Source organism: Streptomyces sp. NBC_01622, from assembly GCF_045209635.1.
In the GTDB taxonomy this organism is placed as follows: domain Bacteria; phylum Actinomycetota; class Actinomycetes; order Streptomycetales; family Streptomycetaceae; genus Streptomyces.
The window spans coordinates 5,952,610-5,969,018 of the sequence record NZ_CP109293.1 but is presented as its reverse complement, the minus strand read 5'-3'; the positions used below and the strand labels follow the sequence as shown (position 1 = coordinate 5,969,018).

Below are 16,409 nucleotides of genomic sequence, written 5' to 3'. Positions count from 1 at the left end.
CGGCCAAAAGTCGTAGCGAGCCGCTCAGGATCTGCCTTTCGGGAGATCCGCGCGCGGGGTGCGCCGGGCGACAGTGGCCGTCCGTCCGCATCAGCTAGGAGCATCACCATGGGCAACGTCCAATTCGAGATCGGTTCCGCGACCGTGCTGGGCCCGTTGCTGGCGGCGTTCTGCGTGCTGCTGGCCGTGAACGCGGTGCGGAGGAAGCCCGGGTGGGGCGGTAGGCAGGCGCTGACCCGTCTGGCCGGCGCGGTCTACCTCGCCGGCGTGCTGGGCCTCACGATCCTTCCGATCACCGTGACCTACGGCAAGTACGCGAATCAGATGCCGTGGGAGAACCAGCTCCAGCTCATCCCGCTGCTCACCGCCGACTTCAGCTTCGTACCCAACGTGCTGATGCTGGTTCCGTTCGGGATGCTGCTCCCCCTCGTCTCCGCGAAGGCCTCCTCGCTGTGGCGGGTCACCGCCTGGACGGCGCTGGCCAGCGCGTCGATCGAGGTCACCCAGTGCCTCATGTACGTCCTGTTCAACGACGCCCGCTCGGTGGACGTCAACGACCTCATCGCCAACACTCTCGGCGGAATGGTCGGGTACCTGATCATCCGCTCGGCGTCCCGCGTCTCGGCGACGGCCGGTATCGTGCGCGCCTTCTCCCTGCACGGCGAGCAGATAGGTGCAGGTCACACACTTGCGGCAGAAGTCAGGTAAGCCTTATACCGTATCTACTCGTGCCACTCAGGGACCCGACCGTCACCCCGGGCCGCCCTGCGGCGAGCACTTCACCGACGCAGCCTGGCCGTCCTTCCCAGTGCCTCGACGGCCTGGGAGGTACCCCCCGGCCCGCACCCGCTCACAGGACGGGCACGTGAATCACTCGACCTTCGCGAGCCACTTCGGCGTTGCCAACCGCTTTGTCCCGAAGGAGACTTCACGCCGTGCCGCCGCCGTCGCCCTGGTCGGCCGCAGCATCGCCGGGCAGGCCTTCGAGCTGCTGCTCGTACGAGACGTACCGGTCGATCACAGCGTGGCCCGCCCCGCCGCCGAGCCGCACCAACTCCCCCTCGCGCAGCGGGTGTTCCGCGCCCACCGCCGCCCACCGCCGCCCACCGCGCCCTGCTCGTGATCAAGGCCGTCGCCTACGCCTACGACACCTACGCCGGCGTGTATCCGCTGTCGCTCGGCGCCCGCACGCAGGTGCTCAGGGACGACTCAACTCCGGTGAGGTCACCGGGCACTTCAAGGACCTGAACGGCCCCCGATACTCAGTCCGCTCGCTGCCGGACGCGTAACGCCGGCTCCTGTGCGGCTGGTTGCTCGCGCCTCCGCCCGGTGAAAAATCCCTACCGGACCGGCCGGTACTGGACGGAGACTCGTCTCATGGTCGGCATGGTGAGCACGGGGGAAATGGAGAGGTTTCGGGAGGCGGTCGCGGAGTGGGCGGCGGCCGGTGACCCCGGTGCCCCGGCACGCGAGTTGGCAGCGGAACTCGGAGTTCGGGTGGCCGTACTGCTCGAAGGCCCCAGTGACGTCGCAGCCGTAGACGCACTCGCGACCGCCCGCGGCCGGGACCTGCCCGCCGAGGGAGTCTGCGTCCTGTCGATGGGCGGCGCGATGAACGTCGGCCGCTACGCCCGCCTCCTCGGCCCGTCCCCGTCCGGCCTGGGCCTACGCCTCACGGGCCTGTGCGACGAACGCGAACGCCCTTACTACGCGCGGGCCTTCGACAGCGTGGGCGCACCACAACAGGCTTTCTTCGTCTGCACGGCGGACCTGGAGGACGAACTGATCCGCGCTCTGGGCCCGGCCCGCGTCACCGAACTCATCGACGCGGAGGGCGACTTGCGCCCGCTCCGCACCTTCCTGAACCAGCCCGCCCAACAAGGCCGCCCCATCCAGCAGCAGTTGAGACGCTTCTTCGGCACGACATCGGGCCGCAAGATCCACTACGGCCGAGTCCTGGTCGAGGCCCTCACTCCCGACCGCACCCCCACCCCCCTCGACGACCTGCTCAACACCCTGTAACCACAACCCTCTTCGACCCCCGCACCACGGATAGCGTCTCCACCGGCGGCCGGTCGGGCAGCACGGGGGAACGTCCGACCGGCCGCCGGCCTTTTCGCCCGCCGTCACCGGGCCCCGCGCCACGCAGAGCGCGGAGCACCGAGCGCGGAGCACCGCGCACCGCGCACACCCATATCGCCGTCTGGCACCCCGAATCGGGCACACCCAACTCTCATCATGAGAGTGGACTTGCATAAGGAGAGCCAACCCCTTACCTTCATGAGAGCCAGCTCTCAGCAAGCAGCGAAGCCCGAGCGAACCAAGCGAAAAGGACCCCACCATGCCCACCTCCGCCACCTCCCCCGCCCCTCGCACCGTCGCCCTCCCCGGCGGACTCGCCGTCACCGTCCAGGAGTTCGGCGAGAACACCGAGGGCACCGGCGTCCTGGTACTGCACGGCGGCGCAGGCCCGCGCACGGTGGCCGGCATCTCCGCCGCCCTCTCCGAACACGCCTACGTCGTCACCCCGACCCACCCCGGCTTCGACGGCACCCCCCGCCCAGAACGCTTCGACACCGTCGCCGACCTGGCCATCGCCTACCTGGACCTGCTCGACACGCTGGACCTCAAGGACGTCATGGTGATCGGCAACTCCGTCGGCGGCTGGATCGCCGCGGAGATGGCCCTGCGCGACAACCAGGGCCGCATCGGCGCCCTGACCCTGCTCAACGCGGTCGGCATCCACGCCCACATGGTCGAGAACCGTGTCGTCGACCCGCGCGGCATGGCTCCGACCGACATCAGCCAACTCTCCTTCGCCAAGGCCGAGTTCCGCCCCGACTTCGCATCGTTCACCGACGAACAGCGCGCTGCTGGAGCCGCGAACCAGAAGACCCTGGCCATCTACGGCGGCGAACACTTCACCTACGACCCGAAGCTCCGCTCCCACCTCCACCGCGTAATCGTCCCGGTCCTGGTCATCTGGGGCGAGGAAGACGGCATAGCCCCCCTCAAGTACGGCCGCGGCTACGCCGACTCCTTCCCCAACGCCCACTTCGTCCCGCTCGCGGACGCGGCCCACTTCCCCCAGATCGAGCAGTTGGGCGCGACGCTGGGAGCGATCGGCGACTTCGTGGACACGGTGGTCAAGCCGGGGGCGACGGACTGAGGTTGCTTCAGCTGCACGAACAAGGCCCAGGTCGATGACCTGGGCCTTGCTGCTCCACACAACGATCAGCCGAACTCAGCGCATTCATCGAACTCAGCCGAAGGAACCGTCTTCCCGGGCGGCGAACAGCTCGCAGCCGTCATGCTCAAAACGAACTCGCCCGTCGAACGCCGAGCCGGGGTGCGTACAGACCCCCCAGTCCCGCCCCAACCAGCGCTCGTGACAAGCGTCATTGTGTTCGCGGTCGTTGCCGGTCCACGTTCCCCCACTCATGACGCGAGCCGTACTCAGGCCGCGGGGAGTTGGTAGGAGAGGACATAGGCATCGGCAGCCGTGATCGTGTCGCAGACCTCCACGGCCCGCCCTTCGATGTCGTACGCGGTACGGATGAGGTGGATCACGGGCACACCGGAAGCCAGCCGGAGCGTCTTGACCTCGGTGGGCGAGGGCATCCGGGCGCGGATCTCCTCCTCGAAGTGGTCGAGGTGGTGGCCTTCGACACCGATGCTTCTCAAGAAGCGTGGGAGCGGCTCTACGACCATCGCATCGACACGAGACGAGCCCTCTTGCGCAGGGAACCGTGGGCGGTGTCCGTCACCCACGTCACCACACGCATCACATGGGCAGTCCGACCAGCGCGCTTCCTGCCAATGGCACACCGTCAGAGCGCAGAACTACCTGCCTGCGCGCACGACTTCAAGCCTCACACCACTCCTTGAAGCGGTTCGCCCAACGGTCCTTCGGCTGGCAATACGTCCACCAAGCATCACGGTTCGGCGTGCCCTTCGGCGTCAGCCTCTGGGTGAATCTTCCGAGTTGTAGAAGATCAGTAAAAGATCACCCACCATCGGCTACCTCAGGCTCAACAGGCCGGTGTCCCGGTTACGATCATGGGCCAGGACGGGACAAGCCCGTGTCACACACTCGTGATGCCCCGTGCCTGTATCGCCGAGAGGCAACCGTGCAAACACCCGGTTCGCCTCTCAGAGCCCCATGGGGCTCGGCGGAAACGTTGATCGACGAAACCAGGGGGAGATCGTCTTCATGAACACACTCGTACGCCATGCGGCTACCGCGGCGACCACCGGTGCGCTGCTCTTCGGCGGAGCCGTCGCCACAGCTGGAAACGCCCAGGCGGCGCCCACCACGCAGTGCAAGACCAGCACCAAGTCGTTCGACCTTCCCGGCAAGCCGGACGTGAAGGTCAGCGTCAAGATCTGCATCCAGTACACCGGCACGAGCAGCGGCTACCGCCACTACAGCGCCTGGGTCAGCAAGGCGTCCTGGGACGGCACGTCCAGCTTCATCGGTGGGACGCGCTTCAACAGTTTCTCGATCCACATGCGCGCTGAACACGGGTCGACCAAGGTCACGAACTGCAGCAACGACATCTGCGAGAACCGCGACATCAGCTCCGAGATCAACGGCTCGGAGAAGGGTTCCAAGACGTTCACGAACGACTACGGCATGGTCTATGTCAAGACCAAGAAGAAGACCTGGACCGCGGACGGCTATGCCTACCCCGACATCGCGAGTGACGGTAAGTCGGGCAAGACCTGGGAACTGAACGGCACCGCATCCGTTTCCTGACCTTCCGCCCACCTCTCACTCCTCGTCGAAGGCCCCGGAGGACTCGTTCTCCGGGGCCTTCCACGTCCGCTTCACCCAGACCAGCCCCATATGCCACATCCAGGCGCACAGCCATGCCGAGGCAAGCGGTGTCAAGCATCAAGGCACCCGGCTGCGCTCCGCTCCGTCGGGGGCGCTCAGACTCCGGGATGGACAGGGCGCCATCGGCGACTGCGGGCACATCGTGGCGTGCGTAGGGAGCTCCCATCCCGTCTGCCTTCAGCCCAGGCAGACGGGATGGGAGCTGGGGTGAGTGGTGGGTTGAGGTGAGAGGGCTGGGTGCGTCAGTAGCCGGTGCCGCGCTTGACCTGGGCCCGCTCGCTCCCATGGGTCGCACCCTTGTCGTCCAAAGTGCGACACGCGTCGGCGATGTCCTGGCTCAGGCGATCGACCTGCTCGCGGCTCATGCTCTCCTTGACCAGGGCACGCATGATCTTCACCCGCTCCGCGTTGGGCGGGAGCGTGTACGCCGGCACCATCCAGCCGCGCTCGGCCGAGAGTTGCCAGGCGACGTCGGACTCGTCGTAGGCGTGCTTGCCGGCGAGACGGAAAGCGACCAGCGGCAGCTGCTCAAGGTCGCTCCCGATCACTTCGAAGCGGCCGCTGCTACGCAGGTTGTCCGCCAACGCGTGGGCATTCTGCTGCATCATCTTCATGACGTAGGTGTAGCCCTGGCGACCGAGCCGGACGAAGTTGTAGTACTGCGCGAGCACCATCGACGCGCCGGTAGAGAAGTTCAGCGTGAACGTCGCGTCGGTCTTGCCCAAGTAGTTCTCCTGGAACACGAGGTCCTTGGGCAGGTCGGACGCCTCGCGGAAGACCAGCCAGCCGATGCCGGGGTAGACCAGGCCGTACTTGTGTCCCGAGACGTTGATGGAGCGGACCTGCTCGAGCCGGAAGTCCCATTTCGAGTCCGGGTAGAGGAAGGGCCACACGAATGCGCCGCTGGCTCCGTCAACGTGGATCGGGATGTCGAGGTCCCGCTCCTTGCGGACGTCCCGCAGGAGCTTGTCGATCCCGACGACGTCGTCCTTGTGGCCGGTGAACGTGGTGCCGAGGACGGCGACGACGCCGATCGTGTTCTCGTCGAGGTGAGGCTCCACGTCCTCCGGGCCGATCGTGTACTTGCCTTCGGCAAGCGGCACGATCCGCGGTTCGACGTCGAAGTAGCGGCAGAACTTCTCCCACACGACGTGGACGTCCCCGCCGAAGATCAAGTTGGGGCGGTCGACCGACAGATTGGCCGCCTGGCGGCGTTCCCGCCACTTCCATTTCAGGGATAGAGCACCGAGCATGATCGCCTCGGACGAGCCCTGGGTCCGACACCCGGTTGTCCTGCCTGGCGCGTTGAAGAGGTCGGCGAGCATGCGCACGCAACGCTGCTCGATCTCCGCGGAAATCGGGTACTCCGCATGGTCAATGAAATTGCGGTGGAGATTCTCGGCGATCAGCCGTTGCGCCTCCGGCTCCATCCAAGTGGTGACAAACGTGGCGAGGTTGCGCTGCGGGTCACCCTCCATGGCGAGATCCACATCCACGAGCCTCATTGCATCCGTCGCAGCCATGCCTTCCTCGGGGAAGGTCTCCGAGGGAGCGGCCAGAGTCAAGAATCGGTTGCCGAACAGGGCCGCGTCGTCACGCTTAGTCATATGGCGATTCAAACAGCGCCGGCGCCTGCCTCGACGAGGGACACGCCGAGGCAGAATAGCGAGGCTCTGTCAGGCGTGGGGTCGGCGGCCGGGCCGGAGCGGGACGAAGATCGGAGCGGGGCCTGGACGACGGGCCGCGCGTGCACGGCGCGTGCCGCGTGCCTTGACTAGTGGGGAAGTCTCACTTGGGGCCTTGACCCGGAATCTTGGACACGGGCTATGCGGCTTGGGCCAGGGTAGTTGATGTTGTGTCGGGTGCGGTCTCGTAGGCGATGGGACTGCGTTGTCCGAGGCTGGAGTGACGGCGTCGGGTGTTGTAGCGGTTGAGCCAGCGGAACGCGTCGAGGCGGGCCTCGCGTTCGCTGGACCAGGTCTTGCGGCCCTGGAGCGTCTCGCGTTTGAAAGTCGCGTTCAAGGACTCGGCAAGCGCGTTGTCCGCGCTGGAGCCGATCGCGCTTATGGACTGGCGGACGCCGGCCAGGCGGCAGGCATCGGCGAAGGCCCGGCTGGTGTACTGGGCGAGTTCAACCAGTCGTTGCAACACCGGGCTGTTGCAGCGAGCGTAGCTGCTCTTCGAAGACCTCGGCGGGTGTCCGCCAGCGTGACGAAACCACCTCGCACCCACCGGCCACGACACGCCGACCGCCAACGACGCCTCCACCGTCGTGACCCCTGTGGCGATCAGCCGCCAGAACTGGCGCTGCACGACTCGAGAGGGATCAGGCCGCCCCGGCGAACGCATCGCCGGCCGCAACGCACGATCAGCGCGCCACTGCCGACGCCGACCCTCCGGAACATCGCTGGTCTTCAAACTCCAGTCCGCCGTGGCCACGTCGCACACCTCCGAGATCAAAGTGTTGCGACGACCAGTTGAATCCACCCTGGGCTCCTTGGTCGGTGTGCATGACCGCCCGGCGAGGCTGCCGCGGGTCCGTTCGGCGGCGGCCAGGGCGTCGGTGACGAGGTTGGTGCGCATGTGGTCCGCGATCGCCCAGCCGGCCAGGCGGCGTGAGGCGAGGTCGATGACGGTGGCCAGATACAGGAACTTCCCGCCGTCCAGCGGGAGATAAGTGATGTCCCCGACGTGCTTCGTGTTCGGCTCGCTTGCCGTGAAGTCGCGGCCGATCAGGTCCGGGGCCTTCGCCGCGGCCGGATCCGCAACAGTGGTGCGGTGCCTGCGGCGCAGCCGCACGCCTGCCAGGCCGATGCTGCGCATCACCCGCGCGATCCGCTTGTGGTTGATTCGCTCGCCGTCGTGGCGGAGTTCGGCGGTGATCCTGGGGACGCCGTAGGTGCCGTCCGACTCGCGGTGCACGGCCTGTATCCGGGCGGCGAGGCGGGCGTCGGCCGCTTGCCGGGCGGCCCGGTCCGCGGCCGTCCGAAACGCATGTGCGTATCCAACTGCGTGACAACGCGGACGAACAACCGCGGACGAGCGCGAACGCCAGTGGACCACCAGCGCAGGTGAGAGACGCAGCAACCCAAGGCAGAGCGCCCGTCCAAGTTGCTTCGGGACGAAGGGGTCACCGTGCCACAGCCGTGCCAGAAGCAGGGGTCAACAAGGGTGGCTAGCAGGTGCATACGTGCCCGCTAGCTCGACCAGCGAAGCCGCAGGTCACCTGCCGTGCGGCTCACCCTCTCTCCTAAAGCGGGGCTGCTCCCGTCCGGCCCGACGTCAGGAAGACAGTCCTCCCGGCCCTCGCGGATGGGAAGGCGATGACGACAAGTACGCTCCGCGCATGGCTCTCACGGTGCACATCCCCGAATATCTGGAGGACTGCGAGCTGATAGCAGGCGAGGATCTCGCGCGCGAGCCCGCCTTCTGGCTTGCACATCTCATGTTGACCGTGGGAGATCCGAGCGAGGATCCAGAGCGCTACGGGGTGGACGCGTCGGCCTACGAGGCGATGGTGGAGCACCTCAGCAACCCTGAGGAGCCCTGGCCGGTGCTGCGTGTCCCCTTCGAGGGCGGCCATACTGCTTACGCCGTGTACGCCAACTTCGACGACGCTAACAACGTCGATTTCTTCGTACGCCACCATGAGTGGGGCCGACTCGGATACCTCGGTCAGTGCGGCGCTGACCAGGCCGGCCCCGGACTGTCTTGGACGGAACTCGCCACACTCGCTGAGACCGCACAGAACAGCAGTGAGGGTTTGACCGACAGCTCACAGCGCCTCCTGCTCCTACTTCCGATGCTTGGCGACGCCGAGATGCCACCCGAAGCGCGTCACATGGTGGCTCAAGCGCTGACACGCTGCGGCATAAGTTCTGACGCAGCGGACGAGTTGGCCACCGTACTGGTCGGCGAGCAGGAGGCCGGGAGCGAACCCAGCTGGACCGTGACTGCAGATAGCCCGATCGCAGTGTGTTCGTCGCCCTACAGTCCCCGCCACATACCGCTCGCCCTCGGCATCACACCGCGCCAAGCCCAAGCCCTCGCGGACGCCCTCATCGGACGCGGGTGACATCCACGACTGACATCAACGTCGAGGAACACCAGCAGTCCAGGACGGTCAGGCATGACTGTGCCCTTCTGCGGTGAGGCGCCTCCAGAGGGCCCACGATCGAACTCCTAAAGCGGTTGTCCGCTGTGGAGTTGGGCATCAACGATCCGCCGCACATCAGCGAACCGCTCATCCTGGCAAGTCCCACCTGCCAGATCACTCAGGGCGTACGCCGTGTACGTGAACCCCTCCCTCGTGCGGAACTGCACACTCCAATTGCCGATTCCGCGACGACGGTTCAGCAGCCGCACGGCAGAGCGTGATCGATGCGTTTCGTGAACTCGGAGTCTGCGGCGAGGGCATAGAGAAGTTCGGCATGGTCGCCCTGGACGTCCCGCCCGCCGCCGATCTCGCCGCGGTGCAACGGCTGCTCAACCACGGTGTGGGCAAGGAGTGGTGGGACATTGAGGAAGGGCGCATCACCGCGCAGTGGCGCGCCACCTCCGTCGGCTGACGCCGTTCATGTGGCCCGCCCACTGCCCCTCACCGGCAAAGACCCAGCTCCCCGAGATCCCCGACAACACCCAGGGCAAGAAGAATCCTTCGCAGCAGCCACCCGCCGGGTGATCCCCCCTCATGAAGTAACTTGCCCACCATCCGGAGCCGCCCAAGCAAGGAGCCCCCCGCCCGTGACGCCGAGCTTTAGCGGTCGCCCTCACGACCTGGACGACCTCATACCCGAGCTCGCGCTCCTCCGCCGACGGACGACCCTGCTGTTGCCGAAGAGCGGGTCCCCCGGGGTCCGGGAGAGTTCCCTGGGCGGGCCCATGCTCTGGCCGGCCGATGAGCCCTGGCCCTCCTGCGGACAACCGGGTCACTGGACTTGGCCCAACGAGAAGGAGCCGGCCGGGACGGTCCCCATGGTCCCGGTCGTCCAGCTCTTCGCACGGGACGTGCCTGAGCTGACGTTCCCCGGAGGTACGGACGTACTCCAGCTGGTCTGGTGCCCGCTGATCCATCCCCGGGACCAGGCGTGCGCCGCCCTGCCGAAGCTCTTCTGGCGCGACGAAGCGGACGTCCCCGCCACCGGCATGCTCCAGGCGATACTCACCCCTCAAGAGGGCGAGTACGACGAGGAGTTCATGCCCAATCCGTGCACGGTGTCCCCCACCACGGTTGTGGAGTACCCGAATTGGGATCTGCCGCAGGAACTTCAGCGGACGTTGCGGCCCCGCATAGAGGAGTTGGAAGAGCGGTTCGGAACGGAGTACGCGCTGCTGGCGTGTGCGCTGCAGAACAAGGTCGGCGGGTATCCGGCCTGGAATCAGACACCCGACTGGCCGGTCTGCGGGCGCGGCCACCGTATGGAGCACCTGCTCAGCATCACCCCCGAGGAAGACCTCGACATGGTCATGGGCGACCTCGGAGGCATCTACGTCTTCCTCTGCCGCGAGTGCCCCGAACTGCCGTACACGCATCGCTACGACTGCTAGGGAAAGCACGGCGGCCGGTCTACTCCGCTTCGCGGCTAAGCGCCGCTTGCCCGCAGTGCCGGCTGCGCGGCCGGACGGCAGGGACGACCTGCTCGGGCACACCGTTCCTCGAAGTCCGGAGGAAGCCAACCGCGGGTGAGCAGGCGGGGGTGGGCCGGGAACGCGGTGATCGCGGCGAGAACGAAGGCGAGCGAAGCCCACGGCGTCTGCACTCGCACCGTCGTATGAGAACCGCGCGTGTTGACGAAGCTCGTCTGGAACACGTCCGGGGCCGCGAGCTCGATGGAGTTCAACGCCCCCCAGTCGAGGTCCAGTTCAGCAGTGTGCGCGAAGTGGAGCTTCTGCAGGGTGAGCGTCACTGCGCCGGTCCCGTCCACGACCCACCGCGGCTCGGCGTCACGTGCCGCTTGCCGCCTGCGGGCGGCGTTGCCCAAGGCAGAGCCCGCCAAGGAACCGATCACAAATCCCGGACTGCCGAAGGCGGCGGCGTTCGTGTGCGTGTAACTCCCGTTGCCGAGTGCCCTCCAGGTCTGGCGTTGCGCCGGCCCGACGGCGAGTGCGCGTTCGCCGTGTTGCATTCGTGCGGTCGTGGCCACCAACGGTCGGCGGGCCCCTTGGCCTTCGAGGACATCGGCAAGGATGTCGCACGAGTGCCAGAGGTATTCGTCGAACGGCGACCACACGACCGGCGCCGTACTGGATACAGCGGGCAATCACGGCAAGAGCAACGTCAAGAGCAGTCGAGGCGCCGAGGCGATACCCCCGGAAGAGCGCCCCGACGTACCGACCCGCGCGCACTCGCATCACCCCGACTCCGCCGACCGTACGCCCTCCTCCGCGTCGGCCACCTGCCGGACTCTGGACGCCCGGGCACCAAGCGAACGAGCGAGAGGGGGAGAACCCGTGGGTGAGTGGAAGCAGGGGAAGTGCGGTTGGCCGACGGCGTCCGGAAAGCGTTGTCAGAACAAGACGCTGAAGGGCACGGCACGTTGCTACCTCCATCAGGGTGACTGGACGAAGCGTGGCCAGGCCGAGCTGAATAAGCGTGCGGGCAGACGTCGTAAGAAGTGATCCGCGCTCGGTCCGGGGCCACTCGGCGGTTGTTCGGAGGGGGGTGGTGTCGAAGCTTCACGAGCTCCCGGACCGGCGTGGCTCGGGGATCTCTTCTGAGCCACCCCCCTTGGCCGCGCGCTCTCCTTGCCCAGGCGGCAGACCGACCCAACGCTCCGCAGCGTACGGCCAATTGACAACGCTCATGCATCGCAGAGGCACCAGCCAGGGCGAGGAACAGCGGGGAATCACGGTGAAAGCCACGAGGGTTGATGAGCCTTCGGCCAGCGTGGTGAGGTCCTAGAGGTTGGGGATACTGCGTGCCGAGGCCGACCTCGCGTGATCAGCTAAGCGCGTGGAGACCATCATCGCCAGTGGCATAGCCGTCCTGGGGACGCTGCTCGGTTCGGGGATCACTCTGGCGTTCCAACAGCGCACCACCGACAGGAGTCACCAGTTCGCGCGCCGCGAGAAGCTCCGGCAGGAGCGGCTCGACGCCTACTCCGTGTACGCCGGGGCACTGATCAACTATCGGCGCTGCCTGGTCCATCTGTGGTTCTGTGAGCATGAGCAGCCTCCGCCGGAAGATCCGGACGCGGTACGTATCCGTGCCTACGACCTGCGCTCCAACGCCCAAGAGGCCCTGTTCCGGGCGCAGATGCTCACGGATGACGACGCGCTGAGCCGGGCCGCGGAGGACGTGCTCGCCGATATCACGGTGCTGCCCAAGGTCGACAGCAGGGACGAGTTCGATGCTCGCAGGGTGCGAACTCGCGACGGAATCAGCCGACTTGTCAGCCGGGGCAAGCAACACCTGTGAGCCACCTGCCCCGGGAGGCAGATCGTGCGCGGCCGGCGCTGGCAGGTCACTGCTTGGTCATCGGCTGAGCCCGACCGTCGGTTGGGTCCCGGACGTGTTCTCCGGGCCGCCCCCGGACAGGTCGGGGATGCAACCATTCCCTACGGAGCTGGAACCCCCGGAAGCCGGCCGCGCGCTTGCGACCATAGTCGTAGGCACTGACAACGGGCGCGAGAGTGATACGCGCCGCCGGCTCGGGCCAACCGAACCCTCAACGCGCATCCCCCGGGTCATGAAACCCGGGGGATGGGATGCCAGTCGCTCAGCCGTCCTACGGCAGCTTCACCACCGTGTAGTCATCGCAATACCCCGCCGCCGAGCCGGAGTTCTTGTAGCAGTACACCGACGCCGACGTGTTGGAGACGCCCGTCGTGAAGAAGATCGGTTCCTGGGTGTACGTCGTCGTCGAGCCCCGCAGGTACGTCTCCGTGCCGCCGAAGCTCTTCACGCCTACGGCCACCTCCTCACCCGAGGTCGCCACCTTCGCCCACGCCGCCAGCAGGTAACTCCCGCCTGACGTAAGGCCGCTCACCGTCTGGATGGCGCCGCTCGCGCTCACCCCGGTCTGGAGCGAGTACGTGCCGGTGCGGGCGTTGGATGCCGCCACGCTCGATGCCGTGCCCGTGCTCTGGGTCCACGGGGTCAGTGCGCCCGTCTCGAAGCTCGGGTTCGTGACCGTGTTCGTCGACGACGACAGGGGTTCCACCGCCAGGTCGTCGCAGTAACCCGCCCCCGTTCCACCGGCGTTCTTCCAGCAGTAGACCGTGGCCGTTGTCGCTGACGCACCCGTCGTGAAAACGATCGCCGCCTGCGAGTACGACGTCGACGCCACGTTCGTGTAGGTCTCCGTGCCGCCGAAGTTCTTGACGCCGATCGCCAGGGTTTCGCCTGCCGTTGCTACCTTGCCCCAGCCCGTCAGCAAGTACGTCGTCGACGGGGTCAGGCCTGTCAGGGACTGGTTCGCGCCGCTGCCGCTCGCCGCTGTCGTCAACGCGTCAGCTCCCGTGCGGGAGTTGGACGCCGTTACGGATGACGCCGTACCGCTTGCCTGCGTCCAGGGAGACAAACTCCCTGTCTCGAAGCCCGCGTTGGACAGGAGGTTGCCGCCGGTGCCGTTGTACGCGCCGATGTTGGGGGCCGCCGTAGCCGACACCGCGTTGCCGTACGCGTCGTAGCCGCCGTTCGATGCGATTACCGCGCCTGCCCTGATTGCCGGGGACGACGGGTGGACCTGGTACGCGTTCTTGCCTGTGTAGGAGGAGGACGTGTTCGCGTTGCCCGCGTTGCGGAACTCGGGGTCCGACGTCACCTTTGCCGCGTCCGCGGGTTCGCGGGACGGGTGGTTGCCGTAGAAGAGGTTGTTGGAGTAGGTCGAACTGCCGGTGGTGGTGAAGTAGTTGCCGGAGCCGTAGTTGAAGACCGCGTTGTTCTGGAAGGACAGCGCGCCGCTGATCGACGTGCCCGCTCGGGAGTACAGGATCGGGGTGCTCAGGCCGTCGCGGACCGAGAACGTGTTGTTGTAGAAGAGTGGGATCGCGGACGAGCTGCCGCTCTGGTTCGGGACTCCGCCTACGAAGTGCAGGACTCCGCCGCCGTGGGTCTGGGTGCCCGATGTCGGGCAGCCGGAGTTGCTGCCGTCGTTCTCGCTGATGTTGTAGCGGACCACCGTGCCGTCGCTGGGGACCGTCGACGTGGGCTCGTTGGCGATGGTGAAGGGGGGCATCACCAGGAGGAAGCCGCCGAGGTTCTGGTGGCTGTAGTTGTACTGGAACGTGGTGTTGTGGTTGCCCCAGTCCACGTCGAAGCCGGTGCCGTCGGCGCCGTTGATGTGGCAGTAGACCTCGTTGTTCTGGACGACGGTGTTGCTGCTGCCGGACATCCAGATGCCGGCCGAGGCGCCGTTGCAGTACTGGCCCGACGGCGGGCAGGTCGACTTGGCGCCGCCGTAGCCCGCCTTGTTGCCGTCGATCAGGGCGCCGTCGTTCTTGACGACCAGGATGTCGTCCGCGCCGTCGTACGTCATGGTGTTGTTGCGGATGACGGTGCCGGTCGTGAGGCCTGTGCCCTGGCCGTCCGCGTCCGGTGTTACCGCCACCGCTATGCGGTCCACGTGGTCGAAGGTGTTGTTCTCGACCACCACATCGTTCCACGTGGAGACCGGTGTCGTGTGGTCGGTCTGGACGCCTACGCCCGCGTTCGTCGAGTACCAACCGCCGCCGTAGCCCGCGATGTTGTGGATGTACATGTCGTGCACGCGGATGTGGTTGAGGACGCCGCCGGAGCTGTTCTCGGCCAGGACGCCCGAACGGTAGGCGGGGGACGAGGCGTTGTCGATCAGCTCCAGGCCGCCTATGTCCCAGTACTGCTGGTTCAGGAGGTGGATGACCGCGCCCGTCGCGCCCGCCGCGTCGATAATCGGCTTCGCGCCCGAACCGTAGGACGACATGGAGATGTTGCTGCCGGAGGCGCCCGAGCCGCCGGGGGTGAGCTGGCCGGTGCAGGTCGTGCCGGCCTTGAAGAGGATGCTGTCGCCTGCGGCAAATGTCTTGCTGTTGACGGCTGTTGCCGAGTTCCAGGGGCTGGCGCTGGTGCCGGTGCCGTTGGAGGAGGCCGAGCAGTCGACGTAGTAACTCGTGCCCGCTGCCGCCGCGTTGGTCGCCGTGACGGGGACGAGCAGGGCGCCCGCCAGCGCGGCGAGCAGGGCGAGGACCCCGGGCTTTCGGCGGGTGGCGGAAAGTGGTCTGTCGGGAGAACCGAATCTGCGACGCTTCATTGCGCGCTCCTTGGATGGGTGGATGTGTCCCTTGCCGCTGCGTGCGGCGAGATTCCCCTCTTCACCAGGCGCGATGACCGGTTGCCGCCGGTGCGCCTGGAGCGTGTGGTGCTGTCCCGACGCCGGATGCGACGGCGTCGGGGCAGCGCGAAGCCAACAGCCCCGCCGGTTGAGCCAGTTGAGGAACTCGGGCTACCAGGACGCCAGTGAACCGTCCGCGTTGCGCCAGACCGGGTTGCGCCAGCGGTGGCCGCGTTCGGCGGCGGCGCGGACCTTGTCCTCGTCGACCGTGATGCCGAGGCCGGGGGCCGTCAGGCGGTGGATGTAGCCGTCCTGGACCTCGAAGGGCGAGGCGTCGGCGAGGTAGCCGAGCAGGCCGCTGCTGTCGCCGTAGCCGATGCCCAGGGACTGTTCCTGGATGAGGAAGTTCGGTACGGCGAAGTCGAGTTGGAGGCTCGCGGCGAGTGCGATGGGGCCCAGTGGGCAGTGCGGGGCCACGAGCACGTCGTAGGCCTCGGCCATCGCGGCGATCCTGCGGGTCTCCGAGATGCCGCCCGCGTGGCTGATGTCTGGCTGGGCCACCGCGATGCCGGCACCGAGGACCTCCCTGAAGTCCCAGCGGGAGAAGAGGCGTTCGCCGGTCGCGATCGGGATGGAGGTGGCGCGGACCACGTCGCCGAGGTCGCGGGTGAATTCCGGGAGGACCGGTTCCTCCACGAACATCGGCAACAGCGGTTCCAGGTACGGCAGTACGCGCCTCGACATCGCTCCGCTGAAGCGGCCGTGGAAGTCCAGCGCCAGGTCGCGGTCCGGGCCGATCGCTTCCCGTACGGCGGCCACCCGGGCCACGATCGCGTCGATCGCGGCGGGGGTCGCGAGCGGTTCGAGCTGCGCGCAGGGGTTCATTTTTACGGCCGTCAGGCCCTTGGCGACCTGGCCCGCCGCCGACTCGGCGAGTTCCTCGGGAGTCTCGCCGTAGAGCCAGCCGTAGATGCGGACGCGGTCGCGGACGTGACCGCCGAGGAGTTGGTGCACGGGCACGCCGTGGGCCTTGCCCGCGATGTCCCACAGGGCCTGGTCGATGCCCGCGAGGGCGCTGCTGAGGACCGGGCCGCCGCGGTAGAAGCCGCCCTTGGCGAGCATCTGCCAGTGTTCCTCGATACGGGCGGGGTCCTGGCCGGTCAGGTAGTCGAACATCTCCTCGACCGCCTTGGCCGTGGTGTGGGCCTTGCCCTCCACGATGGGCTCGCCCCAGCCGGATATGCCCTCGTCGGTGTCGACGCGCAGGAAGAGCCAGCGCGGTTCGACGAGGAACAGCTCGTATCCGGTGATTTTCATGC

The 16,409-nt window shown here is 67.1% G+C and carries 14 protein-coding genes and 4 pseudogenes; 11 read left to right on the top strand and 7 right to left on the bottom strand.

From position 1 onward, the window contains the following. The first annotated feature begins 108 nt into the window (after positions 1–108). From OH768_RS27455 to OH768_RS27435, 5 genes are all read left to right on the top strand, one after another. On the top strand, positions 109–708 hold the full coding sequence (locus OH768_RS27455; protein WP_406457909.1) for a VanZ family protein: 600 nt from the start codon (positions 109–111) through the stop codon (positions 706–708). 157 nt (positions 709–865) lie between these two features. Continuing rightward, the gene (locus OH768_RS27450; protein ID WP_406457907.1) at positions 866–1,123 is read left to right on the top strand and encodes a hypothetical protein; all 258 of its coding nucleotides are present in this window, start codon (positions 866–868) and stop codon (positions 1,121–1,123) included. Next, positions 1,120–1,248: a hypothetical protein gene (locus tag OH768_RS27445; protein ID WP_406457905.1), complete on the top strand. Its 129-nt coding sequence runs from the start codon at positions 1,120–1,122 to the stop codon at positions 1,246–1,248. Before OH768_RS27450 ends, OH768_RS27445 begins: the two co-directional genes overlap by 4 nt. A gap of 156 nt (positions 1,249–1,404) precedes the next feature. Then, positions 1,405–2,022: a TOPRIM nucleotidyl transferase/hydrolase domain-containing protein gene (locus OH768_RS27440; protein ID WP_406457903.1), complete on the top strand. Its 618-nt coding sequence runs from the start codon at positions 1,405–1,407 to the stop codon at positions 2,020–2,022. 319 nt (positions 2,023–2,341) lie between these two features. Next, the gene (locus OH768_RS27435; RefSeq protein ID WP_406457901.1) at positions 2,342–3,169 is read left to right on the top strand and encodes an alpha/beta fold hydrolase; all 828 of its coding nucleotides are present in this window, start codon (positions 2,342–2,344) and stop codon (positions 3,167–3,169) included. Positions 3,170–3,456: 287 nt separating this feature from the next. On the opposite strand, the pseudogene OH768_RS27430 reads toward OH768_RS27435, so the two are convergent. Beyond that, positions 3,457–3,663: pseudogene (locus OH768_RS27430) on the bottom strand (UTRA domain-containing protein); the annotation flags it as partial. On the opposite strand from OH768_RS27430, the pseudogene OH768_RS27425 reads away from it, so the two are divergent. Together OH768_RS27425 and OH768_RS27420 are read left to right on the top strand one after the other, a co-directional pair. Beyond that, positions 3,661–3,888: pseudogene (locus OH768_RS27425) on the top strand (hypothetical protein); the annotation flags it as partial. The pseudogenes OH768_RS27430 and OH768_RS27425 overlap by 3 nt on opposite strands. A gap of 325 nt (positions 3,889–4,213) precedes the next feature. After that, positions 4,214–4,759, top strand: a complete 546-nt coding sequence (locus OH768_RS27420) for a hypothetical protein (RefSeq protein ID WP_406457899.1) — start codon at positions 4,214–4,216, stop codon at positions 4,757–4,759. Positions 4,760–5,082: 323 nt separating this feature from the next. Here the strand turns inward: OH768_RS27420 and OH768_RS27415 are convergent, their stop codons facing one another. From OH768_RS27415 to OH768_RS27405, 3 genes and pseudogenes are all read right to left on the bottom strand, one after another. Then, entirely contained in the window at positions 5,083–6,447 is a 1,365-nt protein-coding gene (locus tag OH768_RS27415) for a glutamate decarboxylase (RefSeq protein WP_359613107.1), read from the bottom strand. Between the two features lie 217 nt (positions 6,448–6,664). Then, a pseudogene (locus tag OH768_RS27410) lies at positions 6,665–6,967 on the bottom strand (integrase core domain-containing protein); the annotation flags it as partial. Positions 6,968–7,024: 57 nt separating this feature from the next. Further along, positions 7,025–7,903: pseudogene (locus tag OH768_RS27405) on the bottom strand (IS3 family transposase); the annotation flags it as partial. A gap of 283 nt (positions 7,904–8,186) precedes the next feature. On the opposite strand from OH768_RS27405, the gene OH768_RS27400 reads away from it, so the two are divergent. The 3 genes from OH768_RS27400 to OH768_RS27390 all read left to right on the top strand — a co-directional run bounded on the left by OH768_RS27400 (position 8,187) and on the right by OH768_RS27390 (position 10,387). Further along, positions 8,187–8,915: a hypothetical protein gene (locus OH768_RS27400; protein ID WP_406457897.1), complete on the top strand. Its 729-nt coding sequence runs from the start codon at positions 8,187–8,189 to the stop codon at positions 8,913–8,915. Between the two features lie 298 nt (positions 8,916–9,213). After that, positions 9,214–9,408 (top strand): DUF4265 domain-containing protein, encoded by a 195-nt coding sequence (locus OH768_RS27395; RefSeq protein ID WP_406457895.1) that lies wholly within the window; start codon positions 9,214–9,216, stop codon positions 9,406–9,408. 175 nt (positions 9,409–9,583) lie between these two features. Continuing rightward, entirely contained in the window at positions 9,584–10,387 is an 804-nt protein-coding gene (locus OH768_RS27390; RefSeq protein WP_406457893.1) for a DUF1963 domain-containing protein, read from the top strand. Between the two features lie 35 nt (positions 10,388–10,422). Here OH768_RS27390 and OH768_RS27385 read toward each other — a convergent pair whose 3' ends face one another. Then, the gene (locus tag OH768_RS27385) at positions 10,423–10,965 is read right to left on the bottom strand and encodes a hypothetical protein (RefSeq protein WP_406457891.1); all 543 of its coding nucleotides are present in this window, start codon (positions 10,963–10,965) and stop codon (positions 10,423–10,425) included. Between the two features lie 827 nt (positions 10,966–11,792). On the opposite strand from OH768_RS27385, the gene OH768_RS27380 reads away from it, so the two are divergent. Next, complete coding sequence (locus tag OH768_RS27380) at positions 11,793–12,257, top strand: hypothetical protein (RefSeq protein ID WP_406457889.1); 465 nt, start codon at positions 11,793–11,795, stop codon at positions 12,255–12,257. A 310-nt stretch (positions 12,258–12,567) separates the two neighbouring features. On the opposite strand, the gene OH768_RS27375 is transcribed toward OH768_RS27380, so the two are convergent. After that, the gene (locus tag OH768_RS27375) at positions 12,568–15,069 is read right to left on the bottom strand and encodes a carbohydrate binding domain-containing protein (RefSeq protein ID WP_406457887.1); all 2,502 of its coding nucleotides are present in this window, start codon (positions 15,067–15,069) and stop codon (positions 12,568–12,570) included. Positions 15,070–15,261: 192 nt separating this feature from the next. Beyond that, positions 15,262–16,407, bottom strand: coding sequence for a galactonate dehydratase (dgoD, locus tag OH768_RS27370; RefSeq protein ID WP_406457885.1), 1,146 nt, complete (start codon positions 16,405–16,407; stop codon positions 15,262–15,264). Positions 16,408–16,409 lie beyond the last annotated feature (2 nt).